This is a genomic window from Porphyrobacter sp. CACIAM 03H1 (assembly GCF_002215495.1).
GTDB lineage: Bacteria > Pseudomonadota > Alphaproteobacteria > Sphingomonadales > Sphingomonadaceae > Erythrobacter.
In genome coordinates, this window is the sequence record NZ_CP021378.1 from 3,036,488 (window position 1) to 3,048,147 (window position 11,660).

At 61.8% G+C, this 11,660-nt stretch carries 8 protein-coding genes; 2 read left to right on the top strand and 6 right to left on the bottom strand.

Features of this window, described 5'->3' with window-relative positions; all coding sequences use genetic code 11:
- Positions 1-51: 51 nt before the first annotated feature.
- The 6 genes from CBR61_RS14415 to CBR61_RS14440 form a co-directional block, all read right to left on the bottom strand.
- Positions 52-510: a helix-turn-helix domain-containing protein gene (locus tag CBR61_RS14415; protein WP_088915002.1), complete on the bottom strand. Its 459-nt coding sequence runs from the start codon at positions 508-510 to the stop codon at positions 52-54.
- A gap of 103 nt (positions 511-613) precedes the next feature.
- Positions 614-1,558 carry a DUF2493 domain-containing protein gene (locus CBR61_RS14420; RefSeq protein ID WP_088915003.1) on the bottom strand — a complete coding sequence of 315 codons (945 nt, stop codon included), beginning with the start codon at positions 1,556-1,558 and terminating at the stop codon, positions 614-616.
- 302 nt (positions 1,559-1,860) lie between these two features.
- Positions 1,861-2,283 (bottom strand): hypothetical protein, encoded by a 423-nt coding sequence (locus tag CBR61_RS14425; protein ID WP_088915004.1) that lies wholly within the window; start codon positions 2,281-2,283, stop codon positions 1,861-1,863.
- 11 nt (positions 2,284-2,294) lie between these two features.
- On the bottom strand, positions 2,295-3,236 hold the full coding sequence (locus CBR61_RS14430) for an ArdC family protein (RefSeq protein ID WP_088915005.1): 942 nt from the start codon (positions 3,234-3,236) through the stop codon (positions 2,295-2,297).
- A gap of 167 nt (positions 3,237-3,403) precedes the next feature.
- Positions 3,404-5,392 carry a ParB/RepB/Spo0J family partition protein gene (locus CBR61_RS14435; protein ID WP_088915006.1) on the bottom strand — a complete coding sequence of 663 codons (1,989 nt, stop codon included), beginning with the start codon at positions 5,390-5,392 and terminating at the stop codon, positions 3,404-3,406.
- 269 nt (positions 5,393-5,661) lie between these two features.
- The gene (locus CBR61_RS14440) at positions 5,662-7,611 is read right to left on the bottom strand and encodes an ATP-binding protein (protein WP_088915643.1); all 1,950 of its coding nucleotides are present in this window, start codon (positions 7,609-7,611) and stop codon (positions 5,662-5,664) included.
- A 455-nt stretch (positions 7,612-8,066) separates the two neighbouring features.
- On the opposite strand from CBR61_RS14440, the gene CBR61_RS14445 reads away from it, so the two are divergent.
- Together CBR61_RS14445 and CBR61_RS14450 are read left to right on the top strand one after the other, a co-directional pair.
- Positions 8,067-9,806: a hypothetical protein gene (locus CBR61_RS14445; RefSeq protein WP_157696625.1), complete on the top strand. Its 1,740-nt coding sequence runs from the start codon at positions 8,067-8,069 to the stop codon at positions 9,804-9,806.
- Entirely contained in the window at positions 9,803-11,578 is a 1,776-nt protein-coding gene (locus CBR61_RS14450) for a chemotaxis protein (RefSeq protein ID WP_088915008.1), read from the top strand. Before CBR61_RS14445 ends, CBR61_RS14450 begins: the two co-directional genes overlap by 4 nt.
- The last annotated feature ends 82 nt before the right edge of the window (positions 11,579-11,660 follow it).

Here is an 11,660-nt window from a genome sequence, read left to right on the forward strand (position 1 = left end):
GATAAAGCTGCAACGCCCAGTGATGGGCTGTGGCACCATACACGGTGTCGATCAGTGCAGATCTTTGCTGTCAGAGATGAGGTCATTCAGGGCTTCGGTACGAGCCTTGTCCCGTGCCGATTTGAAGGCAAAGAGGTCCTCGGCCATCAAACGCCGGTGCCGCCCCACCATGGAATGGGCAATGTCACCCTTCTCGATCAGCTTGATGAGGTATGGGCGTGATACATTCAGCAGATCTGCTGCCTGCTGTGTGGTCAGCATCTCGTGGATCGGGAGCAGGGTAACGGCGTCGCCGCTGCCGATGTAACGCAGCAGCTCGAGGAACAGGTCGGACAGCGCCGGTGTCAGGGTGAATTCGACCGGCCTCTTGGTCGCCGGATCGAACACCTGCAGATGCGCTTCCCCCGCCTTGTGCGCCGCCAAGATCTGACGAAGCTGATTGGCGATCTGGCGGTCTTCAGCCGATGGTAGTCTGTTGCCCAACGGCGAGGCGCTTCGTGGCAATGTCACTGGTCTCTCCGGCGTGCCGACATGCTACCTGGGAAATATTCGAAATAAACGCAACACATCGCAATCGGCGCGGCCTTCCCAATTGGCTAATCAGGGCAGCCGCTCACCCGGGCGGCGCTTTCGGCGACGTGCCGAGCGGCCCGCGGCGATCGACAATGGTGATCCTCCGCGCCTTGGCTTCGATCACCAGACGTTCAAGGACGCCGTTACCCGGGAAGGCGACGACGTAGCGCGGATCAAGCGAGAGCATCCGCTCGTTGCGCTTGAAGCCGGCACGGGCGCCGAGACGCATGTCGAGCGAGAACGTGACCTGCGGGATACCGCGACGTTCGGCCCAGCTCGATGCCAAGCGGTCGACGCCCTTGGTGTCGCCGCCATGGATGAGCACCATGTCGGGAACACGGTCGCGGACCTTGTCGAGGGTGGCCCAGACGTTGTTGCCGAAGATCAGTGCATCGTCTTCGGTGGCATGACGGGTGCGCCCGCCAGCGAAGACGATCGGGGTTCCTTCGGGCACCGCTGCACGGCGCTTGGCCTCGGCACGAGCACGCAGGAAATCGCGACCTTCGACGAGCGCAGAAGTCATCATGGCGCTGTGATTGAAGCGCGAACTGGAGACCGGCTTCCAGGAGGAACCAAACTCATTGAGGTACAGGGCTGCTGCGACTTCGCGCATCTCTTCGAGCGCCAGCATCGCACTTTCGGCGCACTGAGCTCGCTCGACCTGGGTCTCAAGGTCATGGGTGTGGACCTCGGATCCGTCGGCCGTCGCAATCAGCGCGCGGACCTCGTCGGTTGCCCGGTCGAGGGCCGTCGATTTGCGGGTCGCAGAACGGTGGAAGATGTTGACGAAGGCCCAGCCAAGATCCTCGGCATCGGCTTCGAGAGCGGTCCCGGACACCATGGCGAAAAGATCGGACCACACCGCTTCGAGGGTTTGGACGACAGCTTCGCGGACCGGGAAATCGCTGGTCGATACGGGGGCAGGACCGATGGAGAAGCCGGCCAGATCGAGCGCGGCGAGTTGATCGGCAAATGACGTGTGCATGGGAATATCCTCCTGACTGGCGTGAGGCCGGCGCATCCGTTCATGGCTGCGCCAGCGAGAGCCCGTCAGGGCCAGCTTCAGGCAGGATTGCGCACCCGTCAGGGGAAACCCGGCTTGGCGGGCTGGCGCGGGCAGGCCTTGAGCCTGAAGGGCGAAGGCCAACACGGGCCCGGCCTAGCCGGGTTGCGCAAGGCTGGCGGCTGGCCCAGGGCCTCTCTCGCATGGCGCCAGACCATGAGCGGGTGGCAAAGCTCAGTCAGGGATGGCAACCCAACGCTCTGGGCATGACCAACTCGCGGATCTCAAGCTGCACGCTTGGTGTAGACCCCCTCGCCGTTCGACATGTGCCCGAGGCAATCGTAGTCGCCAAACATGGCATCGAAGCGGGATGCGATCTGGGACAGCCAGCGCTTTGCCCGCGGTGACCGGGCCGTGCGCCAATCGGCGTCCCAATAGGCCCCGTCTTCGCGTTCGGCGATCCAGACGGCAACCAGCCCGCCATAGAACGACACGCCGAAATCCGCATAGGCATTGCGCATTAGGATCCGGTCCTCCCGTCCGCGCCAGCCGTCGTACGGGATCAGCGACGGGAAGGCTTTGGCGGCCCGCTCGCACAGATCGTCACGCAGCCATTCATACTCGAATTCCCAGTCATCGTCGCTTTCGACCTCGAGCACCGTGAAGGCGACGATTGCGCCGCTGGGATAGCTGACCGATCGGCCCATGACATCCTCCCTCAGGCCGCAAGCGCAGCGTCGTCTGACGCGTCGCCAAATTGCTCGGGAATGATCTTCCCGCCGAGCTTCAGCAGCAGGCTCGAAGCTTCCTCGGCCTTGGCGGCAGCGGTCAGGATCGCGCGGTCATCGTCTTTCAGTAGCCTGAGCCAATGTTCGATATAGCTCGCGTGGCTGTCGAGATGTGTGACCGGCAGACCCAGCTCGGCGCCCAGCATGGCGCTGGAGAGTTCGGCGACCAGTTCCTCGGCGGCATAGGCAGCCGTACCGAAACGGTTCTTGAGATCACGTCCCAGACGGCTGGCATGGCCTGTCCAGTGCGACAGCTCGTGGGCGAGCGTGGCGTAGTAATGATCGAACCCGTTGAACAGGCTGACCGGCGGCATCGTGACGCGATCCGCACTTGGTTCGTAATAGGCCTCGCAGCCCTGATGGCGCAGATTGACCGGGATGGCGGCGAAGAAGGCGTCGAGCTCGGCTTCCCGCCCTTCAGGCTCGACCAGTTCGAGCGTCGCGGCTGGATGGAAGCGCTCGGGCAGACCTTCCACCTGATCAGCATTGAAGACCGGATAGGCTTTCAGCACCCGGCGGGCTTCGTCGGTCTTTTCGCCGGTATCGGGGGCTTCCACCTCCTTGGTGTAGCTCTTGTAGAAGATTGCGATGGTCGACTTCTCGCCCTTGCGGACCTGGGCTCCGAGCGATTTTGCCTGGTTGTAGGTCATCCAGAATGGCGAGGCGTAGCCGCACATGTCGGCGACCATCCAGAGCCAGAACACGTTCATCCCGCGGTACGGGATCCCGCAGGCCCGCAAGGGCCGGGAGACCGGGACACCGCGCCACGGCTTGATCCACGGCTTCGTGCCTGCTTCCAGACGGGCGATGATTTCCTGGGTGATACGGGCGGCGGGCGACAGGCCGCCGCCCTGCTCCTTGCGATAGGCCATGATGGTTCTCCTGATTGAGGCATCTGGACAGTCGGCGACAGGTTCGCCGGTCAGTGCCACAGGCTCACGGGCCCCCTCTGCTCTGCTTCCAAGAAGGAAGCGGCCCTCCGGCGTAAGCCGAAGGACCGCTTCTCGAGGTACGAGTGGCCTTGCCTGTCAGGAGGAAGTCAGGCGGCCAGCTCGCGGGGGGTATGAGTTTCCTCGTCGACACCGAGCTCAGCGTCGCTTGCGTCGATGTAGGCTTCGCCCGCCTCCGGCGCAGCGGAGCCGAAGCGCATGACCTCAGGCACCCAGGCCAGGGCCTTTTCACGAACTTCGACCTCAGTGATGTAGGTGCCGGCGAAGACGCGCTCGGCGCTCATCGCGAGGTCACCCTTCTTGACCGAGGCGAAGCGCGAAGAGAGTTCGAGACCGCCAACATCGGTCAGCGCGTCGAGGATCACCTGCTTCGATACCCGGTCGAAGTAGTTGGCTGCTGTCGGGCGCCACCACTGCGCCATGTCGATGCCGATCAGGCTGCCGAGATGGTCCTGGAACGGAAGCTGGCGCTCACCGGACATGTTGAGGCTTGCCTCGAGCGACCGGGCAACGACAAAGCCAAGCCATGCGGCTCGGCTTTCATCGGGCAGCGCCCGAAACAGATCGAAGCGGGAGATCGCATCGTCACCAGCGCGCCAGCTTTCGTCAAGACTGGAGCGGAACTCGGCCAGCCCGCTGCTCGCCGGAGCATCCTTGGCTTCGAAGCCGATGATCGGGCCTGTCGGAACAGGCGCGCGTAGCGTGGTCGAAGGGCGTGCCCGCCAGTCGTGGGTATCGGAATCGGCCAGAGTGAAGACCATGATGTCGAGCGCCAGCCCGGGATCGGATGCAATGTGAAGTGCCAGAACATCGCGGCGCTGCATCGCGAGTTCGTCGACCAGACGTTTCGACAAGGTGGTCCGGCGCCTTTCCGAACCATCTTCGCCTGCAACTACTTCGATCCCGTTGTCGCCTTCGGAAGGTTCAGCCTGACGCTCGCCGTAAAACACCGGCTGGAGAACCGGCGTACCATCGCGCGAGAGCACCAGGATCATCCCTGCCTCGGCCCTGAGCTCGGGCGCGATGACGGGAGGGCGAGCGCGAATGTCCTGACACTCGCGTTCGATCGCCTCGATCGCCGCTACGGCGGCTGCCACAGCCTCCTCGGCGCTGTCCTCGTCTTCGAGGATCGCCGCATGTTCATCATAAGAGGCATCGAGTTCGTCGAGCCGCGTCAATTCGGCTTCGGTCATCGGCGCCGGTTCGGCCGGAAGCCGGACTAGCCCTTCGACCAGATCGTGGCTGGCATAGGGATCGAGCGTCGGCTTGACCCAGGCGAGACCCTGCTCGGCGGCGAGGGCTTTGGCCTGCTCTTCCATCTTTGCCGCCGCGAGGCTCTCGAGCAGTGCGACATCGACCCAGGATTCGCTGTCGTCGTTGTCGAACAGCTCACGCTCGATCCGGCCGCCCGCGGCAATGTAGGCGTCGCTACCAACGAGACGCGCGCGCGGATCGCTGCCCCGTACTGTCCCGGACAGGACCATACGCCGGACACTATCAGGGTTGGGCGCATAATAGCCCGATGACACCTGCTCGAACACGCGGGTTTGGATGTCCTGATCCGAGGTGGCGCCGAAGGCTTTGGCAATATCGAGGGTGATCTCCCCGGACGCGAGCGCCTCGAACACGACGGGCGCAAGCGTCGCAAGACGCAGACGTCCCTCGACGAAACGGACAGTCAGGCCGAAGCGGCGGGCAACCTCTTCGACAGTCGCACCCCCAGACACAAGCGCGGCGAAGGCCTGGGCTTCGTCAGCGGGGTTCATGGCGAGGCGGTGGAAGTTCTGCGCGAGGCTGGTCTCGACGGCCGCTTCAGCGCTGTCCTCGAGCACGAGGCACGTGACTTCATAATCGCGGGCGAGCAGCTTCTCTTCGGCCAGCGCGAGCATTGCGCGCCGGCGACGCTCCCCGGCTTCGACCTCGAACTTGCCCTTCGCAGTGGGCCGGACGATGAGGTTCTGCAGCAGGCCGCGGGCGGCAATGCTAGCCTTCAGCTCAGCATCTGCTGCCGGATCGCTGTGACGGCGTACATTGCGGGGCGACTGAACGAGCTTGTTCAGCGGGATCGACTTGATCATGGGACACACTCCTGATTGTGAGCCCGGCACGCCGACTATCGACGCCCAAATGGCTCAATCAGGGCAAGCCCCCCTCCCCTCTTGGTTGATTGCTGCGAGTTTCACAGCCCGGTCGGCAACGAGGGATGACGATTGTTAGGACAAAACAGCCGTTACGGAATGAATTAATGAACGTCAGGCTGCCTCGAAATTTGCTGTTACCGGGGGGGTGCTCGTTGGCAGTGATCTGCGTGCGTTTAGCGGCGGACTGACGGTGCCCCGACGCGCTTTCAGCGTACCGCCGACACGGGATCGTCGAACGAGAGGCCCCTTTGGCGCGGATGTTGAGGCGTCAGGTAGGCATCAGGATCGATGCCTTGGCTCTGGAGGAAGGGCGCATCTTTCAGTTTCTCGCGCAAGCCTAGCATCCGCTTCTCGGCGCGTTTGACGAAGGTCGCATAGGTCATCGGGATGATCGTGACGCGTCCGTCGTATTTTGTGTCGATGCCTGCCTCAGTGCTCTTGATCTGCGAGCCAAGAACATAGCACGTGACGGTAGCGGCGTCGGTCAAGAGTCCTTTATCGAGCAACTCCTCCACATAGCGCCATGGCTGACTCTTTTCTTTGCCGCCTATGACCACACCCGGCTTTTTGATCTCTGTGATCACCAACCGCGCGATGCCGTCGACCTCGCCGCCGAGATCGTGAGAGTCGCGGCTGTAGAAGCCGACACTGCCATCCGGTAGCATGACGAAATCTGGGCGCTGCAGCGATCCCTTCTGCTTCTTGCCGAAGATCTTGTTGATGACCGTGGTCATGCCGCGATTACTGGTGAACTCGAGGCTTTCGAACTCTGGCCCGAACACCCACAAGCTGCGCTCGAACAGCGGCTGCAAATCTGCAACCTCGTCCATCGTTTCGTCTTGGAGCTTTGCATCCAGTTCAGCGATGAGCTTCAGCCGAGTCTGTATTTCATCGAGAGCGAGCTTAGCGGTGCGCACGGTCCAGTCGGCGAGGATTGCATAGAGCTCGTCAAGGTCGCCCGGCTTCATGTCATGGAGCTTAGCAATCAGTGCATACTTGGAGGTCGAGAGCTCGAGGTTGGCGAGCACGCCGGCAACCTGCTCGATTGTTTCAAGGTTCATGCCTGGGCAGGTATCGACCACTTGGTCAACGAACTCATTCCACCGATCGCGGCTGACCGGGGGGAGTTTCGAAACCTTCGCGCCGAGATTTTCACGGACGGTTTCCTTGGCGTCGCGCCGCCGGTCGGCATTCACATCGTTTAGATACTCCCGGATTTTGGTATGGACCGCAGCTTGTGTCGCTCGCCAGCCAGCATTGTTTGGCCAGAAGCCCGACCAGTCGGGCAGCACATCGTCTCCGAGGAAGTCGGCCCGGGCGATGAAGATGAAGCGTTTTGCTTCGCTGCTGCGACCGTCGAGCAGTCGCTCTTGATCGAACCCAGTCCAGCCGGGCTTGCCAACAAGGCGATTGTTGACCCGCCACGCTATACCGTGATGCCGCGTCGTTCGATCGGCCTTTTGGGTGTCGATGATGACGAGATGGGCGACGCCGTGGCCGTGGACGTCGATATCAATCGTACTGAGCTGATGCTCGGGCACGTCATCGAAGGTAATCCGCGTGCCATTGATTGTGACATTGAAATTGGGATCTGCGAGGAAGCGCGTTCCGATCACTTCGCGAGCAGCCTCCGCGCTCATTCCCATCGGCGTGGGGTTGATCGACGAGATAACCGTGCCGTGGCCTGGTACTTCCTCCCGCACAGAGATGCGCTCGATTAGAAACGGCTGGGTAGCACTGCGTCGAACCTCGAAGGTTACTTCGATGCCGTCGCGCCACGTGCGCACCCTGTATGCCTCGCCGAACCGGAACGCTGCATGACGGCCCTTGCCGTTGCGACCATATGGTTCGCGTGGCTGGAGCTCGCCCAATTCGGGAGGTGGCAGCGATTGCTTGCCCTGTGTGCGAACACGGTCATAGTCGAGCGTCCGCCATCGCAAGCGGAACTGAGCCTCCGACATACCCTTCCCGTTGTCTTCAATCTCGAAAAAGCGGTCGTTGCCAGCTTCGGGCCAAACAATATCGACCCGGGTGGCCCAAGCGTCCCATGCGTTAGCGACGAGTTCGACGATCGCGATGGCGGGATCTTGAATGATCGACCCGGCATGGCGTTCCAAGAATCGGTTATCGAAAAACAACCCGGCGTCGTCGGACATTTGCTCCCCCAGACACATCGTACCAACAGAACCGAGGGCCGTCCACCGGGCGCGCAACGCAATGTTTATCCTTCAAGAACTATCAGGCACACGGCGAAGCTGACTGGTAACTCGCCAAAGAGGAAGCGGCAGCTTTCATCATGAGGAGCCGCTTGCACGCCAAGCGATGAATGACTTAGTCTCGGTTGACAGCAGCCGGGAGCTCTTGGGACCCACCGGTCATTCCCCGGCGACGGGTCAAGCGGCAGGTTCCGACGATAGCCGACGATCAGCATTTGCCTCGATGAAATTGCACTTCGGCCGCAACTGGGCCGGTAGCGGGGCTGGACGCTTTCGGGCAAACCTCTGATCAAGCTATCGTTAACTAAGCAATCTGCTAAGATTCAAGCGGTAATCTCTGCTAAGGTGCGGACTGGCGCGCGTCAGCACTACTGCGCCGGTAACTTGGAGGCGGATTGAGCGACCGGGACGATATTGTCGCGCACGCCCAGACGGGCACGCTACCCGTGCTGTTCGTGGAGCGACTGCGACGTCACCGCCGTGACGAGCTCGGCGATGCGTTTCGAGCGACGCTAACCGAACTGCACAATAACGGCACGATCGATGTGCTCGAACCCGCGAAAAACATTGCCAGTTCACCGATCGACCAGCATCAATTTTTCACCGTAATGCACATCTATTCCGACCTGATCCCCAGTCTCGAAGCCGAGGTGCCGACGATGTTGGCGGCGGTGAAAGCACTGACCGCCCGCGCTGGCGACGATGGAGCGTCAGGTATGCCAAATGGCGCGTTCCGAACCTGGGCAGAACAGGGCGATCGTGCGAAAGCGATGCTCGCCGCCGTCGACCCGGCCGCCCCCGAGGACAGCGCCTATGTCTTTATTGGGCTGCAGGCCCTTGCAAAGAGCGATCCGACTGACGCCCTGACGCGCTCGCTCGCGTATCTGGAGGGGCCGCACGCGCCGTCGCGCTCGGCCGCCGGCAAGGCAATCGGTACATTCGCGCTTGCCACGTCCGAAGCCCGCGACACCGCCGTGGCCGCGCTGACTGCTGCGGCACCAACCGCCGACGACAATAGTCTCGGCCACATCCTGACCGCGATCTGTGAGATCACCCGGGCCCATCCAGAAATAGCGCCGCAGGCCGCCTCGCTAATCAATGCCAGTATTGCGCAGGTCGGCGACCAGGCGATCCACCAACTTTCGCTCGAGCTGATGTTCCATGGCGAGGAACTGGGACCGGAGATCGTCGAGAGTCTGACCGCGATCATGCACAAAGTGCAGATGGCCAGCCAAGGCACGCTTACCAACATCGATGCCGCCGCCAGTAAGCTCATCAACCACAAGCGGCTCGACGAGGCACTTGCCCTTGTTTCGCCGCTGATCGCCGCACATGATGCGCTGACTTCAATGGAGACCCTGGACGGCACATCCTTTGCGCTGCGCCAGCTTCCCCCCGGCCAGCTGGCGCAAGTGGTGATGGGCTGGCTGCTGTCAGCTGAGCGCAATCTCGGTGCGGCCACGTTGGCGCTGGCAGGCGACCATCATGGCGGCGCCCCGCTCATCGTCGACATCGGTGATACAGCGCTTGCGCTCGACGATGCCGACCGCATCCTACTCGCGCACCGCGCCGTCGGCTGGCTGTTCATCCACTCAATCACGGCCGCATCGCTGCTGCTCGGGCTCCTCAAAGGGGCGAGCGAGGTGGCGACACACGCGATTTTGGATATTCTATTCGACCCGCTGCTGATCAACTATTCCGGCGAGCTCGCCGAGTGTCTGACCGAACGGGCCAAGACCGCGGCCGAACCGGAACAGGCGGCGATCGCCAACCTGCTGACGCGGCTAGAGGCCTATATCGAAGGTCTTCGCAAAGCGGGCCGGATTAAGGAGCTGCGTCCGTCGGAACGCGAGCGGCTGATCGAGCAGCACCGCCACCATCGCTCGATGCAGGAGGCGCACAATGCGGCCGAAAAGAAGTCGGTGTTCCTATCAATCGTCAGCCGTTCAGTACTGCTCTACGGCAACCGCTCGATCAGCTATTTCAAGGGCCCTGACGGAAGAACGCAGCGCAACGAGATGAAGCTGCAAACGTTCAGCCACAGCATCGAGTCGCCACGTCTTGATATTCTTGAGCCGTTCGACCTCGATTACACATTGAGGGTCTTCCGCGCCATGCGCAAGGCCGTGCCATGAAGCTCGTCATCCGCGAATATCTCGCGTCGCTGAAGGAGCGCGGTGAGCTCGACGCGGTGCTGCCCGACCTGCTGACCGAGCTTGGTTTCACTGTCTATTCGCGGCCGGGACGTGGCACGCGGCAATATGGCGTCGATATCGCTGCGGTTGGGATGGGCCGGGACAATGTCCAGCGGGTGCATCTCTTTTCGGTCAAATCGGGTGATCTCGACCGCAACGACTGGAATACAGGAAGCCCGCAGAGCTTGCGCCCCTCACTCGATGAAATCCTCGACCATTACATCACCAGCCGCATCCCGCCCGAATATGCGTCATTGCCGATCGCGATCTGCCTGACCTTTGGCGGGGCGATCGACGAGCAGGTTCGCGCCGAAGTGACCGGCTACATGAACCGCTACACTACCGAGAAGATCAGCTTCGAGGAGTGGAACGGCGACCGGCTGGCGGAGGTCATTTTCGACGGCATTTTGCGCGAAGACCTGCTCCCCGCGCCCTTGCGCAGCCATTTCCGCAAGAGCGTGGCGATGGTCGAGGAGCCGGATATCGCGCTCGATCATTTCCAGCGTCTGCTCCGCGCACTCGCGGATACGCCTGGGACAACCCCTGCGCAGAGGCTAAGCCAGGCACGGCTGATCAACATCTGCCTGTGGATCATGTTCGTCTGGGCGCGCGAAGCCGACAATATCGAAGCGCCCTATCGGGCAAGCGAACGCGCGCTGCTCGAGATTTGGCATTTGCTGAAGGCCGATATCCAGCGCGGCGGTAGAGGAGCCGACGCGGCAGGCCTCGTCATCAACGAGCTTGTCGAGCTGCAATTCACTATCTGGGACACGCTTTTCGAAGGCAAAGTGTTGCCCCATGCCGACACCCGCCATGCGGTGTCGAGTGCAGTAGGCTCGCACGCCGCTATCGATGTGAACCTCAAGCTGTTCGATCTCATCGGCCGGCTGGCGCTGCGTGGGCTGTGGCTGGTATGGCAGCTTAGTCCGACGACTGGCCCAGTGGTGTTGAGCAGCGCATATCTCCAAACCCTTCCCGCCGAACTGTCTGTTACGACCGAGGCTACTGTTAACCGCATCGATCGGCTGTGCCAGAAGTTGATGGCGATCGTAGGTAACAACCGCGCGCTGCTGTCGCCGATCGGAGACTGGCAGGGAATTGACATCGCGCTTGCCTTCACGCTGCTTGCCTGCCGTCCTGGTGCGCAGGGTGCGATTGATAACTGGGTCGAAGAACTGGCGAAGCGCACAATGTTCGCATTCACCGTACAGGACCGCTATCCGACCACTAGCCATTCCTATTGGGACCTGGTCGACCATCCGTCCGAGCAGAGCGATGAGTATCGCAGGGGCGCGACAGAGGGCAGCATCCTCTATCCGCTGCTTGCGATTTTCGCTGCGGCGCGCGGGCGGCAAAGCATCTACGACGAACTAGCCGCATTCAAGGCGGAGCAGCTGGGCCACTGCACCTTCCAGACCTGGCTCCCTGACGAGGACAGCGAGGACAATCTCTATTTAGGCCGTGATAATCACGGCGCCGCGTTGACCGGCATACCGGTTACAAAAGGCACGCAAGATGCGCTCGATTTCGTCATCACCGAAGCGACTACCAACACGCACTACAATCAACTTTCCGCCGTTAGACTCGGCCATTGGCCGCTCGTGCTGATGGCATGCCGCGCCTATCGCTATCCGGTGCCGCCGCAGACTTGGCGCGATCTGCTGCCAAACTTGCGCCCGTCAATGAGGCGCGAATGTGGCACGAACGAATGACCGCTTTCAGGATTGGAAACGGAAGCACCTAAGGACTGTAATGAGGGCACGTTGCTGCCAGACGGTTTCGCGCAGGCGAAGG